Origin of the sequence: Jatrophihabitans sp. (assembly GCF_036389215.1) — a bacterium.
Lineage (GTDB): Bacteria > Actinomycetota > Actinomycetes > Mycobacteriales > Jatrophihabitantaceae > Jatrophihabitans_A.
On sequence record NZ_DASVQG010000216.1, the window covers coordinates 16,301 to 36,369 of the forward strand.

Sequence of the window (20,069 nt, forward strand, 5' to 3'; positions counted from 1 at the left end):
GTCCCGTCCCAAGATCCAAGGACGGGACCCCGGAAGCAGAGACATGTGTGATGGATAACCTGACATCGGCGCCGGCCGGCAGCACCCCGCAGGCAACGGCGCCCAGGCGGCCGGCCTCCGGCCGCCGATGGCTGGTGGCGGCGGCGGTCGCGCTGCTGCTGGCGGCCACGGTGACCGCCGTGAAGGTGTTCCGGGCCGAGACCAAGCCCGGCTGGCAGCTGGCCTGGTCAGACGACTTCAACGGTTCCACCCTCGACCGCTCCAAGTGGAGCCCGGAAGACCACTCCACCTTCGGCGACGGCAACAAGGAGCTGGCCTGCCTGATGAGCCGCCGGGCGAACGTCGAGGTGGCCGGCGGCATGCTGACCCTGCGGGCCATCCGGGAGAAGACACCCAGGATCTGTGGCGACAACGACTCCCGGTTCCCGAACGGGCGCCCCTACACCTCGGCGATGCTGAGTACCGAGGGCAAGGCGTCCTGGCATCAGGGCCGTTTCGAGATGCGGGCGAAGCTGCCGCTGGTGGCCGGAAAATCCAAGGGCCTGTGGCCGGCGTTCTGGATGCGCCCGGTCGACGGCTCCGCAGACGGTGAGCTGGACATCATGGAGGCGATCGGCACCTCCGACAGCCAGGACCCCGAAGCCCGCTCGGTGCACCAGACGCTGTGGTACGACGGCAAGGGCACCTATCCCAAGCAGTCTCATGTCGCCGAAGTACAGGGCGGCCCGGCGAGCGGGTTCCACACCTACGCCGCCGAGTGGCAGGCCGGGGTGATGCGCTGGTACGTCGACGGGCAGCTGAGCTTCGAACGCGACAGCTCGACCGCGCCGTGGATCGACGAGGCCTTCGCCGGCCAGTTCTACCTCCGGCTCAACATGGCGGTCGGGGGAACCTTCCCCGGGAGCCCGAACGCCGACACCGCGTTGCCGGCAGACATGGTGGTGGACTGGGTGAAGGTATTCCAATGGCGCTGACGGTTCCCGGCTCCGCGCCACGGTATGTTCGGCCCGGCCGGCCGGCAACCGGCCACGGCCGGCTACCCCGCGGACGGACGGTATGAGCGAGCTGAGCCTCTCCCCGAACACCTCAGGCTGGCGGTCGGACCCGGCGGTCTGGCCGCTGGTCACCGCGGTCATCCCCACCAAGGACCGCCCGCAGCTGCTGGCCCGCGCCGTCCAGTCGGTGATCGACCAGGATTACCCCGCGGACATCGAGTGCCTGGTCGTCTACGACGGCACCGAGCCGGTGATGCCCGAGGTCCGCCTGCGCGAGGGCCGCACGGTGCAGGTGCTGGTCAACAACCGGACCCCGGGGCTGGCCGGCAACCGCAACACCGGCTACCTCGCCGCGGCCGGTGAGCTGGTGGGCTCCTGCGACGACGACGACGAGTGGCTGCCCGGCAAGCTGCGGGCCCAGGTCGAGCTGCTGCGCGAGCACCCGCGGGCCAGCGCCGCGGCCTCGGGCTTTCTCTACCACTACCGCGGCAAGGACATTCCGCGGCTGGCCGAGCTGCCGGTGCTGACCTTCGCCGACCTGCTCAACGACCGGCACCTGGAGGCCAACGCCTCCACCTACCTCATACCGCGGGCCGAGCTGCTCACCGAGATCGGCCTGGTCGACGAGCAGCTGCCGGGCAGCTACGCCGAGGACTACGAGCTGCTGCTGCGGGCGGCCCGGCTGGGGGACATCGTCTGCGTCAAGGAACCCCAGTCCCGGGTGTACCTGCACGACTCGTCGTTCTTCGCCAGCCGCTGGCAGACCATCTCCGACGCCCTGGCCTACCTGCTGGAGCGGGTTCCGGAGTTCCGGCAGGACCCGGCCGGCCTGGCCCGGATCGAGGGCCAGATCGCGTTCGCCCACGCGGCCCTGGGCCGCCGGATGCCGGCGGCGAGGTGGGCGCTGCGGTCGCTGCGCAAGTCCCGGGGCGCCCGGCAGAGCTATGCGGCGCTGGTGGTCGCCACCGGCCTGGTCAGCGCCGACCGGGTGCTGGCCACCGCCCGCCGGTTCGGTCGCGGGATCTGAGCATGTCCTCGGTGTCCGTGCCGCCGTCCAGATCCCGGCAGCTGCCGGCCTGGCCGGTGTACGCGCTGTTCGCCGGCTTCCCGATCTGGTGGGTCCTCGGGCTCGGCGCGTTCGCGGTGCTGGTCATCGCGATCCCGATGTTCCTGCTGCTGGTGCAGCGCCGCAACGTCGAGGTGCCGGGGGCGTTCTGGTTGTGGATCGGCTTCGTGGTGTGGGCCTGCGTGGCCGCGCTGGAGCTGTCCTCGGGCTCGCGGCTGGTCGGCTTCAGCGTCCGGATGGGCAATTACGTCGGCTCCAGCGTCGTCTTCCTCTACCTGTACAACGGCCGGGGCCGGCTGAACAACCGGACGGTGCTGCGCGCCCTGGTGCTGTTCTTCGCGGTCGTGGTGGCCGGTGGTTACCTCGGCGTGCTGGTGCCGCGGGGCAGCCTGTCGACCCCGGTGCAGGCGCTGCTGCCGCTGAACATCAGCAACAACGAGTACGTGCACGCCCTGGTGCACCCGTCCTTCGCCGAGGTGCAGCGTCCCTACGGCTCGCCGCGCACCTTCTACCGTCCGAGCGCTCCGTTCCCCTACACCAACAGCTGGGGATGCAACGTCGCGCTGCTGGTTCCGCTGGTGATCGCGGCGATCATGACGTTCCGGCGACCGGTCTGGCGGCTGGCCATGGTGGTGCTGCTCGCGGCGGCCTGCGGGCCGGCGTTCGCCACCCTGAACCGGGGCATGTTCCTGGCGCTGGGGATGGTGCTGGCCTACGCCTCGATCCGGCTGGCCCTGCGCGGCCGGCTGCTGCCGCTGTCGATGGTGCTCGGCGGCGCCTCGGTGGGGCTGGCGGTCGCGGTGTCGGCCGGGGTGCTGGCCCGGTTGCAGGAGCGGCTGCACTACAGCCGGACGAACGTCGGCCGGCAGACCATCTACCGGGAGGCCTTCGACGGCGCGGTGAACTCGCCGGTCTTCGGGCATGGCGCGCCGCAGCCGTCCACGACGGTGGACGTGTCGATCGGCACCCAGGGCCAGGTGTGGAACGTGATGTTCAGCTACGGCTTCGTGGCGCTGGCCTTCTTCCTGGGCTGGTTCGGCCTGGTCGTGCTGCAGAGCTGGAAGCCCCGGGACCAGGCCGAGCTGTGGGTGCACGCGACGCTGTTCGTCGCCTTCGCGACCTTCTTCTACTACGGCTATGACGGCATCCAGCTGACGGTGGCGATGTCTGCCGCCGCGATGGCGCTGCGGGCCCGGCGGGTCGAGGCCGAGGATCCCGGCAGCGCACCGGACGCGGCTACCGAGTTGCCGGCCGACCGCGCGCACCGGCACCGCCGGCCGGCGCTCACCTGACGGAGCTGCGCCTGCTGCCCCGGGCCGGCTTGCTGGCCAGCAGCTGGGCGACCGCGGCGTCGAACCGCGCCACCGTCTGGCTCACGTCACTGGTGTTGGCGCCCACCGCCAGGCTCGCCGGATCGCCGACCGCTCGATCGAGGGCTGCGTGCAGTTCGGCCTCGGACTCGGCGACCACCACCAGGCCGCGGCCGGCCAGTTGCCGGGCGAAGGCCACCTGGTGGTCATCGACCACCTCCTCGAGCCGGGCCAGCCTGGGCACCACGATCGGGACGGTGCCGCACTCCCGGCTGTCCATGATGCCGCCGGGACCGCCCTGGGTCACCACCACGTCGGCGGACCGCAGCAGCTCCAGCAGGTCCTCGCGCGGCTTCATGTCGAAGCCGTCCGTGCCGGCCATCGGCCGGGTCGAGCCGTACTGCACGTGCCAGCGGACCGCTCCGGGCCGGCCGGTGTTCCAGCGCTCCAGCCAGTCCATCAGCCGGTCGAAGCGGTGGTGGTCGGTGCCGACGGTCACCACCCCGGCAAGGGGGCCGGTCACAGGGCTACCCATCCGCTCCGCGCCTCGCTCGCTGCGCTCGCTGCGATGCTCACTCACAGGGCTACCCATTCGCTCCGCGCCTCGCTCGCTGCGCTCGCTGCGATGCTCACTCACAGCAGCTGGCCGATCATCATCGCGTTGGGGTAGAGCTTGAGCTGCTCGTCCCACTGCACCAGGAACAGGTCCGACACCGGCCGGCACAGCCGTCCGGTCAGGGTTGCCGAGTCGATCCGGTCATAGACCTCGACGTAGACGGTGCGGATACCCATCAGCCGCGCCAGGTAGAAGACCGGCACCGCGACCGCGGCCCCGGTCGAGACGACCACCTCGGGCCGGAAGCTGCGCAGGGCCTTCCAGGCGACGCCGAAGTTACGGATCAAGTTCGGGATGTTGCGGGTGGTCGGGTGGTAGGCCCAGCTGATCGCCTCGCCGGCCAGCATCGAGCGGGCATCGGGCTTGTCGAAGGTGATCCAGTGCCGCTCGTGCTGGGTCCACCACGGCCGCAGCGCTTCGAGCTGCCCCAGATGGCCACCGGTGGAGCTGGCCAGCAAGACCCGCATTCCGCTCAGCTCTTCCTGGCCGAGGCTGGACGCGCCGAGCCCGGGTAGGCCGACTCGCCGGAACTGGAGCTGCCCGCGGGCGGGCGCGCCGAGGCCGTCCCGTGAGTGGGGGCGCTGTTGGTCGGGGCGCCGCCGGTCGGGGTGCTGTTGGTCGGGGCGCTGCTGGTGAACGTGCCGACCGGAGTTGTGGGCGCATCCTCCGGCACCGAGCTGTGGGCGCCGGCGGCCGGCCGCCGCAACGCGGCGTCGGACCTGCGCCGGCGCAACCTGGCACGCAGACCCGCCCGGCGGGTGAGCAGGACGCCACCCAGCACCGTGGTGTTGACCTGGGCCAGCTGGCGGGCCAGCCGCTCGATCCCGGCGTGGGTTGAACGGTTGCGGTAGGCCACCACGACGGCCTCGTCCGCCAGCTGGCCGAGTCGCAGCGAGGTGCTCGGCAGCTCGATGTTCACCCCGTCCAGGACGATCACATCGGCTCTGGCCAGGACGTCGTCCAGCCGGTCGCCGTTGGCGCGCAGCGTCGCTCCGAGGGAGACCTCATCGCCCAGTGACAGCACCGAGAGCAGCGGCAGCGTGGCCGAGGGCGCCAGCTGGTCGGCCAACCGGGAACTCTGCGAACCGGGCCGGCTCGACACCTCGAGCAGTTCGGTGGCGGGCTGCACGGCCTGGCGCGGTCCGGCGATCACGGTCCGCAGGCCCTGCATCGCGAAGGTGGCCGCCAGGTTCAGCGGGGCGAGGCTCAGGCCGTCCTGGCCGGTGCCGCACAGCAGCACGATCCGGCTGCCGGCCGCGTCCGAGGCCACCGTGGTGGTGATCGTGCGGTAGGCGTCGGCCTCGGCCCCGCGGGCGGCGTCGACAGCGGCCAGCTCTCCGAGCCGGGAGCCGCTCTCGATCGAGCTCGATTCAGCGATCACCGGGGCGCCCAGGCTGTGCTCGAGCTCCGCCGAGTCGCGCACCCGGTCATCGCGGCGGTCGCGCATCACGGCCAGCACGATGCCCAACAGCAGCCCGAACAGCACGCCGCCGGCCAGGTAGAGCACCGGCCTGGGCGAGCTTGCCGACGCCGGCACCGGCGCGTCACCGGCCTGATGGCCGGGGTTGACGACCGAGGTCTGGTACGTGTTCAGCTGGTTCTGCAGCTGCTGGATCTGGTTCTGCAGCGAGCTGCGCTGGGTGTCGTTCTGTCCCGGCTTCAGGGGAGCCAGGCTCCTCTGCAGGTCAGCCACCTGCGACTGGATCCGGCCGATCCGCAGCGTGATGTCCTTCTGCGCGATCTGCGTCCGGTAGTCCAGGTAGGCGTGGGCGAAGGCGTTGGCCCCGTCCGCGGCACCCTGCGCGGAGCCGGCGGCGAAGGTGATGTTGAGTAGCTGGCTGGCCAGCGGCGAGGTCACCGTGACCCGGCTGGCCAGGTCGGTCGGAGTGCCTTCGAAGGCCAGCGTCTCCTTGGCCTCCAGCGCCACCGAGGACGAGGTCACGATCCGCGACTCGGTGATGGTGCTGACCGTGGAACTGCTGTTGGAGCCCGGTGGCGAGATGTCGACGACCGCGGTGGATTCGTAGGTCTTGGGCGTCCGGAGCAGCAGCGCCCCGGCGGCGAGGACGCCCAGCATGACGAGCACCAGCAGCAGCAGCAGCCGGCGGCGCAGGATGCCGAAGAACTGCCCGATCGTGACCACGGACTGCTGCGAGCTCGACATCGGTGGACCGGTAAGGGCCTTGCCGGTCACCTGGTGCTCCGGTCTGGCATGGCGTTCACGGTGTTCCCCCAACGGCCTACTACTAGGACAGCTGTCAAGTTTAGGTTACTTCGCCGGTAGCGGCCGGAAGGCTGCCGCGCGGGCCTGGCATGGCCGGTGCGGATCAGCTGTGTCGGGTACGCCGGGACAGCGCCTGCATCAGGATCGGGATGCCGAGGCTTTCCCGGCGTACCCACACCATCGGTAGGTAGAGGACCAGCGATAGGGCAATCGCCACCGACATCGCGGGCAGCGAGCTGCCGGCGATCATCCGGACGGCCACCGGCACGACGGCGAAGCACCCGAGCGCCAGCAGCCCGGCCAGCACCAGGCCGCGCAGGCTGCCGCCGATCCGCATCCCCCAGCGGACCTGGCCGAAGGCGAGCACGCTGTCTCCGACGATGGTCACCGCCCAGGCCACCGCGGCGCCGGTGATGCCGAAGTGCGGCACCAGAGCCAGGTTGGCGGCCACGTTCACCGCCAGCGCGCCGGCCTTGTCCATCAGCACCCAGCTACTGCGGCCACCCATCAGCAGCACGGTTCCGACGTTGCCGGCGGCCAGGTTGACCAGCATCGCCAGGCAGAGAACGGTCATCGCGTGCGCGCCGGCCGGGTAGGACTCGCCGAAGATCCGCAGCACCGTCGGCGCGAACACCGCCATCACCAGGTACAGCGGCCAGGAACTGAGCACCACCCACTGCGAGGCGGTGGAGTACATCTGGCTGACCCGGTCGGTGTCCTGACGGGCCAGCGCCGCGCTGACGTCACCGGCGATGGCCACCCGCAGTGCCTGCAGCACCAGGGTCCCCGAGGTGATGAACCGGCTGGCGGCGGCGTAGATGGCCGCCTCGGCCGGCGAGGCCAGCGCCGCCACCAGCAGCACGTCGAGCCAGTTCAGCAGGATCTCCATGACGCCGGCCAGCCCGCGGGCGCCGGTGAAGCGCCAGTACTCGGTTGCGATGTCGCGCACCGAGGTCGTCCGGGCCGGCCAGGCCAGCCTGCGGCCGAACAGCTCGCGCATCCGGCGGGCCAGCAGGGCGGCGGCCAGCAGCAGCGCCAGCACCAGCGGGATCAGCCAGGCCAGCACCACCCCCCACAGCGGCGCGCCAGCGGCGATGGCGATCCCGACCAGCACCGGCCTGGCCGCGGGTATCCCCACCTGCTGCAGCAGCACGTAGTTGCGGACGCTGCCGAACGCCCGGGTGCTCTCGACGATGCCGACCTCGATGGTGCCGGGCAGGAACAGCAGCGCCAGGACCCGGATGCTGCTCAGCGCCGCGTCGGCGTTGTCGTGGCCGATCCGCGAGGCCAGCACCGGGGCGGCGAACCACAGGGCGACACTGCCCAGGATGCCCAGCACGATCACCGGGACGAAGGCGACCACCAGCAGCGCGGGCAGGTCGGCCTGGCGGTCCAGCGCCCGCAGCCGCGGCACGAACCGGACCAGGCCGGCGCCCACCCCGAAGGACAGGAAGGTCTGCAGCACGATGAAGATCGCCGTGGCGCTGAAGAACTGCCCGGCGGTGGTGGTGGTCAGGCCGTGGGTGAGGACCAGGGTCAGGACGAAGCCGAGGACCGAGCCGGCGCCGGTGCCCAGCACCGCGAAGCTGCCGCCGCGGGCCACTCCGGCCAGCGGGCTGGTCGCGGGCTGGGCGGCGCTGGCCACGCTCACGGCCGGTGGCGGCTCGGGCTGAGCGCCGAGTCGCCGGCCGGGGTTGCGGCAGGCGCCGTGGTGAGAAGCTGCGTGTCGACAGGTTGCGCGTCGAGCAGCCCGCGGTAGGCCTTGATCAGCGAGCGGATCGAGAACAGCACGGTGCACAGCGCCAGGAGCGCGTAGCACCACAGGAACAGGGTGTGCACGCCGAGCACCAGGAACGCCAGGGCCAGGCTGCCATGATCCAGCGGCAGCAACACGAACGAGACCAGCAGCGAGGCGGACCCGGCCGGTGCCAGCGGTGCCCGGCCGGGCTCGGTGAGCTTGTCGCGCAGCATCATGCCGAAGAACTGGGTGACGTTGGCGACGAGGAAGATCACCGGCACCGCCAGGTACAGCAGCGAGTCGAGGTCGAAGTAGCGCAGCACGGCGATCGCGACCGCGCTGTGCAGCGAGCTGATCTTGGCTATGTCGGTGACATGGTCGAGCCATTCACCGGCCTTGCTGCCGCCGCCCCGGACCCGGGCGAGCTGGCCGTCCGCCGAGTCGAGCGCGTAGCCGAGCAGCAGCAGCAACGACACCGCGATGCCGGCCGGCACCGTGGCGTCGTGCAGGATCAGCACGGCGATTCCGGTGAAGGAGACCGCCGAACTCAGCAGCGTCAGCTGGGTGGGGGTCAGCCGCAGCGCGTAGCCGGCCGCGGCCAGCACGCCGCCGGCCTTGCGGTTGACGAAGCGCAGGTAGGCCGGCACCGAGGCGGTCGGCTTCTGGGCACCGGCCAGCCGGGACCGGGCGTGGCCGAAACGCAGCGCGAAAGAGCTCTCCGGCACGCGCACGGCGGTGTTGTTCATCGTGGTGGACCCTGTTCCTCAGCGGCTGACCTGTTGTTCGCCCCGTTAGCCCCGCGAGGCGCTGACCTGCCGTGGCTGGGCATGCCATGCACTGCGAACCATCTCACGCAGGTCGTGCCGCGGGTGCCAGCCGAGCGTCCTGCTGATGCGAGCCGTGTCGGCCACCACCATCGCGGGGTCACCCGGCCGGGCAGCGCCCACTCGGGGCTCGATGCTGCGTCCGGACACCTCGGCGACCATCTCGATGACCTCGCGCACCGAGTACCCGCGGCCGCAGCCGACATTGAAGACGTGCGACGCGCCCGGCTCGTCCAGCGCGGCGATGGCGGCGACGTGGGCGTCCGCCAGGTCCTGGACGTGGATGAAGTCCCGGACGCAGGTGCCGTCGGGTGTGGGGTGCTGGCCACCGAAGATCACCGGCTGATCGCCGCGGTCCAGCGCGTCGAACACCATCGGGATCAGGTTGGTGCGGCCGAGATCGGCCAGTTCGGGGCTGGCCGTGCCTGCGACGTTGAAGTAGCGCAGCGCGGCGAACCGGAGCCCGGTGGCGCGGGCCTGGTCGCGGATCAGCCACTCACCGATCAGCTTCGTCTCGCCGTAGGGGTTGATCGGCCGGGTCGGGTGGTCCTCGCCGACCAGGGGCGAGTCGACCATGCCGTACACCGCGGCGCTGGAGGAGAAGACCAGCCTGCCGACCTCGGCGTGCGCCATCGCGGTCAGCAGTTGCATCAGATTGACGACGTTGCGCCGGTAGTAGGTCAGCGGCTCGCGCATCGATTCCTCGACCTGCTTGTCGGCCGCCAGATGCACCACTCCGGTGATCCGGTACTGCCGCATCGTGTCGGCCACCAGTCGCCAGTCCGCGATGTCGCCTTCCACGAACGGCACCTGGACCCGGCCGATGTCACCGGTGCTGAGGTCGTCTATCACCACCGCGTCGGCGCCGGCAGCTTGCAGGCTGCGCACGACATGCGCGCCGATGTAGCCTGCTCCGCCCGAAACCAGCCAGGTGTCCCTCATGTTGGAGCCGTTCTGTGTCGATGGTTCAGCTGCACCTTTATGAAGTGAGCGTAAAGCACCACAACAGGGCTGCGATGCGTTATCTTAACATTGTTTGCACGTAGCGCCGGTGGGCGCAGAACTTTCGGGGGAATCGTGAACCAGCCGAGCCCAGTGGCACGCAAGCGGATCGGCTACGCCCCCGGGGTCTACGACATGTTCCACATCGGTCACCTCAACATCTTGCGCAAGTCCCGGCTGGCTTGTGACTACCTGATCGCCGGCGTCGTCTCCGACGACCTCAGCCGGCGGGCCAAGGGCAAGAGCCCGGTGATCCCGCTGGCCGAGCGGCTGGAGATCGTCCGCAGCATCCGCTACGTCGACGAGGCGGTCGCCGAGGACGTGCCCACCAAGCTCGAGATGTGGCAGCGGCTGCAGTTCGACGTGATCATCAAGGGCGACGACTGGCGTGGCACCGACAAGGGCAACCGGCTCGAACGCGAGTTCGCCGAGGTGGGCGTCGAGGTCTTCTACCTTCCCTACACGGTGCATACCTCCTCCACCATGCTGCGGCAGGCCCTGAACATCGAGATGGGCCTGCGCGCGTAGCTCGCGCCGCTGTCCGGGTTCAGGCGCCGCCGGACTCAGCCAGCGCCGGCTCAGGAACTGCCGGACTCAGCCACCGCAGTCGGGCAGCCGGGTCGTCACCGACAGCGGGTTCACCGCAGGTTGCCGCAGGATCTCCGTCCGGTTCTCCCGGGCCGGCTCGGTCGCGGTCACCGTCACCGAATGCCTGGATCCGCGCGCCAGTTCCAGCGGCAGGGTCAGCACCGTCAGGCCGTGCTCGGACGCCGGCATCACCACGGCCGGCCGGCCGTCCACGGTGACGGTGTCGATTCGCGAGCCGGGAGTTCCGTAGTAGCTGAGCAGCACCTTGTTGTCGCCGGGCCGGGTGCGGTAGCGGGGTGCGTCCAGGCGCAGCGTGACGTAGGAGGGCAACGGGCCGGCCGGGACCTGGTTGGTCAGGGTGAAGGTGGAGGTGCTGGTGCTGCCGGCCCCACAGCCCTGGCGGGAGTAGGACATGCCGCGGCTGAGGTAGTAGTCGAGCTTGCCGCCGGTGGCGTTCACGGTGCTGAAGCCGGCGAGGTAGCCGGTCCCCGCGTCCAGCGTTCCCGACACGGTCGCCGCCACCAGTCGCTGTTGGACGGCCGGGTCCGCGCTCCAGGCCACGATCCGTCGCTCGCCGGCTGCCTGCGCGGCGGCCCGGACCAGGCCGGCCGAGCCGCGGGCCGACAGCAGCCGGACCGAGATCGCCCTGGCGATGTCGAGCAGGTAGGCCTTGCGGGCGGCCTTGTCAGGGTGGGTGCGGTACATCGTCTGCTGGGTCAGGCTGACCACTTCGGCTCCGGTCACCGTGCTGCCGTCGGCCAGCGTGGCGGCACCGGTCACTCGCAGCAGGTAGGAGATGGCGGTCGGGTCGACGGCCAGCGCCCCGTCGATCCGCTGGCCGCTGTACTTCTGCCACATCGCCGCCCAGATCCGCGCGGCGTCGGAGAAGTCCGGGCTGATGGTGGAGTTGGAGTAGGTGTTCACCGGGTCCGCCGCCCGGTAGCGCTGGTCGTACTCGGCACCGAGGTCCAGCTCCGTGCGCACCTTGCTCAGGGTGGTGTCGCTCTCCAGCCGGTCGACGCTGATCTTGCCGTCGGTGGCCGTCACGATGGCGAACGCGCCGGGGATGCCGCCGACCCCGCGCGACTCGGCCTCGTTCTCCAGGCCGACGAAGTACCGTTTGCTGCCGTGCCGGCCGAGCAGGTCCGGCAGCACCTCGCTCGCCTGGCTGACCGGCCGCAACCGGCCCTCGAACTCGAGCAGGGTGCGGCGCAGGCTGCCGCGGAAGCGGTCGGCCGGGGCCAGCCAGGTCCTGCTCGGCAGCCGCTCGACCTGCTGCGAGCCGGCCCGCAGGTGCAGTTCGGCCTGCTGCAGCACGGGCGCCGCATCGATCAGCGGCCGCAGCCGGATCGAGCCGTGGTCGACCAGCCCGCCCGGCGGCAGGGTTTCGGCCAGGTCAACCAGTGGCATCAGCACCGTGGAGCCGAGCTGGTCCGACTGCGCGGCGCTGCCCCGGATCGAGCGGACCGGCCGGCCGAGCCAGGGCACCTTGGCGCCGGCCCACCAGGCCGGCCCGGTGGTCAACCGGTGCGCCGAACGGGCGTGCCCGGTCAGCGAACTGGCGGCGCTGCGGGCGGCCGGCAGGTCAGCCGCCGACACCGCCGCCCGGAGCCGGCTCACCGCCTGGTCGCCGGCCTGGGCCTGCTGCCGGACCAGCGCCGCGGTGACGGCGATCCAGAGCAGGCCGGCCAGTACCAGCCCGAAGCCGGCCGCGAGGGCGTACCGCAGCACGGCGCGCCGCCGGCCGCGCGGGTGCCGGCGCCCGGGAACGGGCACTGGTTCGGCGGCAGTCATGCGGTCCCTTCAATTGTTTCTACGCCGAGCCAGCGCGGAATTGCCGTCGTAAACACTGAGGGATTAATTACCACAGGTGACAGCAGTCGGCACATTGATCACTACAGGTGAGACTTTGTGGAATTCAGGTGGTGCCGGGCGCCGTCGGGTAGGTGCTCGACACGGAGATCTCGGAGCTGGCCGGGCGGTCGGAGCGATGGCCGAGCCGGCCGGTCAGCCCGATCAGCGCCGCTCCCGCCAGCATCACCGCTCCAGCCAGTCCGAGGAACAGTTGCGGAGGCAGGCCGGTCAGCGGCGTCGACGGGATCGCGGCCACCGGGTCGGCCCGGCGGGCCGGCGGTACCGGCTCGCTCGGCGGAACGTTCTTGGCAGGCTTGGCCGGGCCGGGCTGTCCGGAATTGCCTGAGCCACCCTGGGAATTCTCGATCACCAGCACGCCGGTGGCCGAGCAGCCGGCATCGGAGGCGGTGATCGCGGCCCCGGCCGCCGGGGTGGCGAGGCGCCAGGAGGCCTGGAACGAGCCGGCAGCGTCGGCGCGGATGGCGCCGGTGTTCCGGCCGTCGACACGGACCAGCACCCGGGACCCGGCGTCGAAGCCGATCCCGCGGACCTGGACAAGCCCCGAGCCGGCCGAGGCGAGGCCCGAGACCCCGCAGCCGAGCGCGGGCGGGTAGCTCGCAGCCCCGGCGCTGCCGGCCATGCTCCCCCAACTCGACAGCAGCACCAGCCCACCCAGCACGGGCACGAGAAATGCACGAGAACGGGACCGGGTTCCGGTCCCGTGCTCGAGAACGTGCCTGGGCGTGCTTCTCACGCCGGGTGGACCGAACATCTGATTCCCCCGAAATCCGCGAGCGTAATGTAGCGGTCTTATCTATCAATTTACAAGCGTTTGACAAAGGGCGTTTGCCGCCAGCCGTACCGGGTGGTGGAGGGGCTGTCAGCTCCGCCACGTAAGCTCGTGGCATGAGCTTGGCGGGACTGATCGACGCCGCCCTCGACGATCCAGCACTGGCCACCGTGATCCAGGCCGCCAGCCGTTCCGGCGCCCGGCCGCTGGCCTTGTCCGGGCCCACCGCGCTCGACCCGCTCGCGGTCGCCACCCTGGCCGGGCGGGCCGGCCGCACGGTGCTGGCGGTGACCAGTACCGGGCGCGAGGCCGAGGATCTGGTGGCCAGCCTGCAGTGCCTGCTGGCGCCGGACTCGGTGGCGCTGTACCCGGGTTGGGAGACGCTGCCGCACGAGCGGCTCTCGCCCCGCGCCGACACCATCGGCCGCCGGCTGGCGGTGCTGCGCCGCTTGCGCCACCCCGACCCCCGCGAACAGAGCACCGGCCCGCTGAGCGTGGTGGTGGCGCCGGTCCGCTCGATCCTGCAGCCGCAGGTTCCCGGCCTCGGTGACCTGGAGCCGGTCAGCATCTCGATTGGGGACTCCGGGCGCGAGCTGGAAGAGATCGTCACGGCACTGGTCGCCGCCGGCTACGGGCGGACCGAGCTGGTCGAGAAGCGCGGTGACTTCGCGGTCCGGGGCGGCATTCTCGACGTCTTCCCGCCGACCGAGGAACACCCGCTGCGCGTCGAGTTCTGGGGTGACGAGGTCGAGGAGGTCCGGTACTTCAAGGTCGCCGACCAGCGCTCGCTGGAGATCGCCACGGGCGGGGTGTGGGCGCCGCCGTGCCGGGAGCTGATGCTGACCGAGCAGGTGCGGGCCCGGGCGGCCGCGCTGCTGGCCCAGCATCCCGAACTCGGTGAGCTGCTGGAGCCGATCAGCCTGGGCAATCCGGTCGAGGGCATGGAATCTCTGGCCCCGGTCCTGGTCGAGGAGCTGCGGCTGGTGCTGGAGGAGTTCCCCGCCGGTACCACCGTGCTGGTCTGTGACCCGGAGAAGGTGCGGGCCCGGGCGGCCGATCTGGTGGCGACGTCGGAGGAGTTCCTGGCCGCGTCCTGGGCGGCGGCGGCCGGTGGCGGCAAGGCCCCGGTCGATCTGGGCTCGGCGTCGCTGCGCTCGTTGGAGGAAGTAGCCGAGGTCGCGTCCGCTCTCGGCATGCCGTGGTGGTCGCTGTCGCCGTTCAGCACCGACAACGAGCTGGTCGCCGAGGCCGGCCCGGACTTCCGGACGGTCGCCGCCGTCGACTCCTCGTTCGAGGCGGCGCCGGCCTACCGCGGCGACACCGAGGCGCTGCTCGGCGACATCGGCGGCTGGGCCCGCGACGGCTGGCGGCTGGCGCTGGTCTTCGCAGGCCACGGTACCGCCGAGCGGGCTCTGGAACGGCTGCATGCCGCCGACCTCGCGGCCCGGATGGTGCCCGGCATCGACAAGCTGGAACCCGGTGTCGTCACGGTGACCACCGGCCACCTGGAGTCCGGCCTGGTCTCGGCCCGGCTCAAGCTGGCCATCCTCACCGAGTCCGACCTCACCGGCCAGCGCGGGATCACGGCGCTGGACAAGTCCCGGATGCCGTCCCGGCGCCGCAACGCGATCGACCCGATCCAGTTGCAGTCCGGCGACTTCGTGGTGCACGAGCAGCACGGCGTCGGCCGCTACGTCGAGATGGTGCGCCGCACCGTCAACGGCGGCGAGCGCGAGTACCTGATCATCGAGTACGCCGCGGCGAAGAAGGGCCAGCCGGGGGACCGGCTGTTCGTGCCCACCGACTCCCTGGACCAGGTCACCAAGTACGTGGGCGGTGAGTCACCGTCGCTGTCACGGCTCGGCGGTGCGGACTGGGCCAAGACGAAGGGCCGGGCGCGCAAGGCCGTCAAGGAGATCGCGGCGGAGCTGATCAGGCTGTACTCGGCACGGATGGCCACCCGCGGGCACGCCTACGCCCCGGACACCCCGTGGCAGCGCGAGCTCGAGGACGCCTTTCCCTACGTCGAGACTCCCGATCAGATGGCGGCCATCGACGAGGTGAAGGCCGACATGGAGAAGCCGCTGCCGATGGACCGGGTGATCTGCGGCGACGTCGGCTACGGCAAGACCGAGGTCGCGGTGCGGGCGGCGTTCAAGGCGGTGCAGGACGGCAAGCAGGTCGCGGTGCTGGTGCCGACCACGCTGCTTGCCCACCAGCACATCCAGACCTTCACCGGGCGGATGAACCAGTTCCCGGTGACGATCAAGGAGCTGTCCCGGTTCACCCACGCCGCCGACGTCGACCAGGTGCTGGCCGGGATCGCCGACGGCAGCGTCGACATCGTGATCGGCACCCACCGGCTGCTGCAGCAGACCGTCCGGTTCAAGGACCTGGGCCTGGTGGTGGTGGATGAGGAGCAGCGGTTCGGGGTGGAGCACAAGGAGTACCTGAAGTCGCTGCGCACCGCGGTCGACGTGCTGACCATGTCGGCGACCCCGATCCCGCGCACCCTGGAGATGTCGCTGACCGGCATCCGGGAGATGACCACGATCCTCACGCCGCCGGAGGAGCGGCACCCGATCCTGACCTTCGTCGGCGCCTACGACTCCCGCCAGATCTCGGCGGCGATCCGGCGCGAGCTGCTGCGCGACGGCCAGGTGTTCTTCATCCACAACCGGGTCGAGTCGATCAACCGGACCGCGGCCAAGCTGGCCGAGCTGGTGCCCGAGGCCCGGATCGCGGTGGCGCACGGCCAGATGGGTCAGGACGCGCTGGAGAAGATCATGGTCGGCTTCTGGGAGAACGACTTCGACGTGCTGGTCTCGACCACCATCGTCGAGTCGGGCCTGGACATCCCCAATGCCAACACCCTGATCGTGGACCGGGCCGACACCTTCGGGCTGTCCCAGCTGCACCAGATGCGCGGCCGGGTCGGCCGGGCTCGCGAGCGCGGGTACGCCTACTTCCTCTACCCGCCGGAGAAGCCGCTCACCGAGCTGGCCCATGACCGGCTGGCCACCATCGCCCAGCACACCGAACTCGGCGCCGGGATGCAGGTGGCGATGAAGGACCTGGAGATTCGCGGCGCCGGCAACCTGCTGGGCGGTGAGCAGTCCGGCCACATCGCCGGGGTCGGCTTCGACCTCTACGTCCGGCTGGTCGGCGAGGCGGTCTCGGAGTTCCGGGGCGAGCAGCAGGAGCAGTTCAGCGAGGTCAAGGTCGACCTGCCGGTCAATGCGAACCTTCCGCAGGACTACCTGCCCGGCGAGCGGCTGCGGCTGGAGGCCTACCGGGCGCTGGCCAACGCCACCACCGACGAGGCGGTCGACGCCGTCCGGCTGGAGCTGCTGGACCGGTTCGGGCCGATGCCGATCGAGGTGGACAACCTGCTGGCGGTGGCCCGGTTCAAGGTGGTGTGCCGCAAGTTCGGCATTACCGAGGTCTCGCTGCAGGGCCAGTCGGTGCGGTTCTCCCCGGTGTTGCTGCCGGAGTCGGCCCAGGTCCGGCTGCAGCGGACGTATGACAAGGCGGTCTACAAGCCGGCGGTCTCCACGATGGCCGCCGCTCGTCCTAAGGGCGTGGTGAAACCGGACGGAAGCTGGGCGGAGGCCAAGTTCGGCGGCGAGCCGCTGCGGGATCAGCCGTTGCTGACCTGGTGCGCTGAGTTGCTGGAGAACATTTTGGGGCCGGTGCTCAAGGCCGTGCTGTCCAATTAGCTGACCGGCGCCAGGGCAGACTGTCCGCGCTCGCTGGCCGCCGTGCTCAACGGATGCACCAAGCCGACACACCGGCCGCCCACCACCGTCGAGTTAAACTGACCCGCTAACCACCCGTTTTGGCGTCCTGTAGGACATCTGGGTGTTACAGGTGGTCCAACAGCTTCTCCCTGCAGTCGCTCCAGTTGTTGGGGCAGATGTAGAGGTGGGCAGATTTCGAATCGTCGACATTCAACGGGCCAGCGATACCACATCCCGGCTGCGCACCGTTGTCGTCATATTTCGTCCAGGTCCCACCGCCGTCGACGGACAGAATCGCCTTGGCGACTCCCTCGTGCGGGTCGTTATCGCACACGGTCAGAACATTCGTGTCGTAGTTCCAGCGCGCATAGTCACCGACAAGGTCATAAACCGTGGCAGGGGTGGTGGCAAACGCCGGAGTCGCAAGAGCAAAGACCGCCATCAGGGAGACACCCATCGCGCCGAGTACTCGCAGTGCTCGCATATTCCACTCCTCCTCAGGCAACTAGGAAGGGAGTGCATCACGCGCCCGGGTATGCGTCAAGCATCCTTTTCGCGCCTGCTGATGCCTGTCGAGCGCCGTCCCCCGGCTCGGCTGGTTCGCCACTATTGGAGCCGAACGGGATAGCGGGCCGGTACGGGATTGCCCTACTCGGCATCGGTGGCCGGAATGGCAACATGGCCCATGTCTGACCCCTATGCAGACAAGGGAACGCAAGTAGCCGCTGGCGTCGCACGGCTAGCCTCGGGGCGTGCCGTCCCTGCTGTCGCCGCCCGACGTGCCGGGTGCGGATCTCCCGGTTCGGGCGGTGCTACCGGAGACTATTCGGCGACCCCGGACACGGCCGCGCTCACCCGCGCGCTCGACGCGCCGGTCATCACCGCGACCGCCGCGACGCACCCGGTGGACGTCGTCTGGACCCGCCGCCGCCCGCCAGCGGCCTCCCAGACCCAAAACACCCCGTCCGACTTCTGGGCCACCAACGACCCTGGGGACAGCGACGATGATGGCTAGCGGGCTACCATAAAGGACAAGTCGTGCAAACAGTGTCCCGACCGCGAGAAAGGGCAAAGGAAAGCCATGAGCATGCGCAAAAGTCTCGTACCGAGCGGCATCGTCGCTGCGGTGGCGGTCGGCCTGGTGGCACTGAGTCTGTCCAGCGGAGGTAGCGCATCGGCTGCCGCCGTCGGCCAGCTTCAGGCCGAGGTCATGACCAGCATCCAGGGCTACGGCGCCTCCGTCTACAACGACACCACCGCCAGTGGCGGGCAGGCGCTGCTGGTCGACAGCAACGTCACCGTCCAGGGCACGCTCAACCTGACCAGCGCCGCCACCGGCCTGACTGTTCGCGCGAAGACCGACGGCACGGCAGCCAGCATGACGGTCACGGTCGACGGTGTGGCCTTCGCAGCGCAATCCGTCCCGGCCCAGACCTGGACGGACTACGCCTTCACGCGCAGCCTGGCCAGCGGCAACCACGCGGTCAAGATCGCCTTCACGAACGCCTGCTGTCGCAACCTCTACCTCGACGTGGTCACCGGCCAGGGCACGGTCGTCACCCCGAGTCCCGGCACGAAGGCAACCGCCTACCTGACCGGCTACAGCGTCTACGACAACGACCCGATCGGCTCGACGGCCATCTGTTGCGGGGTTATTCACACCGAGGCGGGCGGCACGGGCACCTACGCCGATCCCATCACCCTGGCGGTGGGCGTGGTCGGCACTACCCTGGACGTCCCCGCTGGGACCAGGTTCCATGTCCCGGCGCTGCGCAAGTACTTCATGGTCGAAGACAGCTGCGCGGCGTGCCACAGCGGCACGCGCCCGGCGGGCACATCTATCTGGGTGGACGCCTGGGTGGACGGTCGAACCAGTACCAACGCACAGGCCGACGCCTGCATGAACTCCATCACCGGAGTGCATGACATCTACCAGAACCCGGTGAGCAACCTCGCCGTCGTGTCGGGTGTCATCTCCGCCAACGGGGGCTGCGCCACGGTCTACTCCGAGACGGTCGTCTACGCCTGACGACCGCCCCGGTAGCCCAGAGGGAGAGAGCACTGCCTCTCGGAAACGCCGAGACCGCCGCCGGGCCCGGTTCTCGTGGTCTGAAGCGGCCAGAGCACAGTTCAGTGAGGGTCTAAGCGCCGGACGGCAGGTGGGCGAGGCCAAAGTTCGGCGGGGAGCTGTTGCGCGACCAGCCGCTGCTGGCCTGGTGCGCTCGAGCCCGTCGTCGCAGACGTGCACCGCGACGTCTGAACACACTGTCCGGAAAGCGCGAAGCCCGAGCGCCACGGTCGTCCGGCCGGGTCTCGGGCTCACTTCTTGAAGCTCAACGCTCCAAGCAACACAAACTGTAAGGGACAACGGTACCTACTTGCCACTTCGCTGGCAGCCGCTTCAGTGGTGCTATGGAATAACCGTGCAAGCACCCTGCCCGGCCCCCTATCGAGGCGGCAGCACACAGAACTCATTGCCATCAGGATCGGCCATCACCACCCAGCTGACCTCGCCCTGGCCGATGTCAATTCGAGTCGCGCCAAGAGAGATGAGACGCTCGACCTCTGCGTGCTGATTACCGTCGACGGGTGGCGCGATATCCAGATGCAGGCGGTTCTTTCCCGTCTTCGGCATCAGTGGCGGACCGCCCCAGGTGATCTTCGGACCACCGCGAGGCGAGCGGATAGCGGTTTCCTGGTCCTGGTCCCAGACCAACGGCCAGCCCAGCGCTTCGCTCCAGAAGTACCCGACGTCCTGCGAGCCGTCGCACGCGACCGCTCCTATGAATCCGCAGTCAGCAAGGAAGTTGTTGCCCGGCTCGATGACGCAGAACTCATTGCCTTCGGGGTCGGCGAGCACCACATGAGGCTCCTCCGGTCGTTGACCGATGTCGATGTGCCGGGCGCCGAGTTCGAGTGATCTCACCACCGTCTGCTGCTGGTCTTGCAGGGACGTGCTCGTTAGGTCGAAGTGCATCTGGTTCTTGCCGGCCTTCTGTGCCTGGGTCGGAAGGAACCGGATGCGAAACCCGGTGTCGTCGCTCGGCAAGAGCGCGATGCCCTCGTGAGGGTCATTTCCCATCTCCCAGCTGAGGATGCCGGCCCAGAAACGCGCGAGACGGAGCGGGTCGTTGGCATCGACGCAGAGTGCAAGGAGGTGAGAAGTCATCGGGAGCAAACGCTAGGCACCCGGGGAATATCACGCAATGCGATTAAGTCAGAGACTCGATGAGGGCCGAGCTCGGTGTCACTGACCCTCGCCAGTCGTGGCGGCCCTGTCGATACCCAGATGAGCGTGCATCGAATGCGCGTCAGAGCGATG

General features: G+C 69.9%; 16 protein-coding genes. 6 read left to right on the forward strand and 10 right to left on the reverse strand.

What is annotated here, in order from left to right:
• Positions 1–50: 50 nt before the first annotated feature.
• The 3 genes from VF542_RS11650 (at position 51) to VF542_RS11660 (ending at position 3,353) form a co-directional block, all read left to right on the forward strand.
• Positions 51–974, forward strand: a complete 924-nt coding sequence (locus VF542_RS11650) for a glycoside hydrolase family 16 protein (RefSeq protein WP_408651874.1) — start codon at positions 51–53, stop codon at positions 972–974.
• Positions 975–1,056: 82 nt separating this feature from the next.
• A complete protein-coding gene (locus VF542_RS11655) occupies positions 1,057–2,022 on the forward strand; it encodes a glycosyltransferase family 2 protein (protein ID WP_408651875.1) in 966 nt (321 codons plus the stop codon).
• Between the two features lie 2 nt (positions 2,023–2,024).
• Positions 2,025–3,353, forward strand: a complete 1,329-nt coding sequence (locus VF542_RS11660; protein ID WP_408651876.1) for an O-antigen ligase family protein — start codon at positions 2,025–2,027, stop codon at positions 3,351–3,353.
• Here the strand turns inward: VF542_RS11660 and VF542_RS11665 are convergent.
• The 6 genes from VF542_RS11665 to galE form a co-directional block, all read right to left on the reverse strand.
• A complete protein-coding gene (locus tag VF542_RS11665) occupies positions 3,346–3,906 on the reverse strand; it encodes a glycosyltransferase (RefSeq protein ID WP_408651877.1) in 561 nt (186 codons plus the stop codon). The genes VF542_RS11660 and VF542_RS11665 overlap by 8 nt on opposite strands.
• A 98-nt stretch (positions 3,907–4,004) precedes the next feature.
• Positions 4,005–4,454 carry a PssD/Cps14F family polysaccharide biosynthesis glycosyltransferase gene (gene pssD, locus VF542_RS11670; protein WP_408651878.1) on the reverse strand — a complete coding sequence of 150 codons (450 nt, stop codon included), beginning with the start codon at positions 4,452–4,454 and terminating at the stop codon, positions 4,005–4,007.
• A gap of 5 nt (positions 4,455–4,459) precedes the next feature.
• The gene (locus tag VF542_RS11675; protein WP_408651879.1) at positions 4,460–6,151 is read right to left on the reverse strand and encodes a hypothetical protein; all 1,692 of its coding nucleotides are present in this window, start codon (positions 6,149–6,151) and stop codon (positions 4,460–4,462) included.
• 163 nt (positions 6,152–6,314) lie between these two features.
• Positions 6,315–7,862, reverse strand: a complete 1,548-nt coding sequence (locus VF542_RS11680) for an oligosaccharide flippase family protein (RefSeq protein ID WP_408651880.1) — start codon at positions 7,860–7,862, stop codon at positions 6,315–6,317.
• Positions 7,859–8,695, reverse strand: a complete 837-nt coding sequence (locus VF542_RS11685) for a CDP-alcohol phosphatidyltransferase family protein (RefSeq protein WP_408651881.1) — start codon at positions 8,693–8,695, stop codon at positions 7,859–7,861. Before VF542_RS11685 ends, VF542_RS11680 begins: the two co-directional genes overlap by 4 nt.
• Before the next feature lie 45 nt (positions 8,696–8,740).
• Positions 8,741–9,715, reverse strand: a complete 975-nt coding sequence (galE, locus tag VF542_RS11690) for a UDP-glucose 4-epimerase GalE (RefSeq protein WP_408651882.1) — start codon at positions 9,713–9,715, stop codon at positions 8,741–8,743.
• A 153-nt stretch (positions 9,716–9,868) separates the two neighbouring features.
• Between galE and VF542_RS11695 the strand changes: the two genes are divergently transcribed.
• Entirely contained in the window at positions 9,869–10,303 is a 435-nt protein-coding gene (locus VF542_RS11695; RefSeq protein WP_408651883.1) for an adenylyltransferase/cytidyltransferase family protein, read from the forward strand.
• Positions 10,304–10,369: 66 nt separating this feature from the next.
• Here the strand turns inward: VF542_RS11695 and VF542_RS11700 are convergent, their stop codons facing one another.
• Positions 10,370–12,157: a DUF4012 domain-containing protein gene (locus tag VF542_RS11700; protein ID WP_408651884.1), complete on the reverse strand. Its 1,788-nt coding sequence runs from the start codon at positions 12,155–12,157 to the stop codon at positions 10,370–10,372.
• Positions 12,158–12,281: 124 nt separating this feature from the next.
• Entirely contained in the window at positions 12,282–12,902 is a 621-nt protein-coding gene (locus VF542_RS11705; protein ID WP_408651885.1) for a hypothetical protein, read from the reverse strand.
• A gap of 221 nt (positions 12,903–13,123) precedes the next feature.
• On the opposite strand from VF542_RS11705, the gene mfd reads away from it, so the two are divergent.
• A complete protein-coding gene (gene mfd, locus VF542_RS11710; protein ID WP_408651886.1) occupies positions 13,124–16,726 on the forward strand; it encodes a transcription-repair coupling factor in 3,603 nt (1,200 codons plus the stop codon).
• 145 nt (positions 16,727–16,871) lie between these two features.
• On the opposite strand, the gene VF542_RS11715 is transcribed toward mfd, so the two are convergent.
• Entirely contained in the window at positions 16,872–17,231 is a 360-nt protein-coding gene (locus VF542_RS11715; protein WP_408651887.1) for a hypothetical protein, read from the reverse strand.
• A gap of 603 nt (positions 17,232–17,834) precedes the next feature.
• On the opposite strand from VF542_RS11715, the gene VF542_RS11720 reads away from it, so the two are divergent.
• The gene (locus VF542_RS11720) at positions 17,835–18,776 is read left to right on the forward strand and encodes a carbohydrate-binding domain-containing protein (RefSeq protein ID WP_408651888.1); all 942 of its coding nucleotides are present in this window, start codon (positions 17,835–17,837) and stop codon (positions 18,774–18,776) included.
• Positions 18,777–19,193: 417 nt separating this feature from the next.
• On the opposite strand, the gene VF542_RS11725 is transcribed toward VF542_RS11720, so the two are convergent.
• Positions 19,194–19,916: a VOC family protein gene (locus VF542_RS11725; RefSeq protein ID WP_408651889.1), complete on the reverse strand. Its 723-nt coding sequence runs from the start codon at positions 19,914–19,916 to the stop codon at positions 19,194–19,196.
• Positions 19,917–20,069 lie beyond the last annotated feature (153 nt).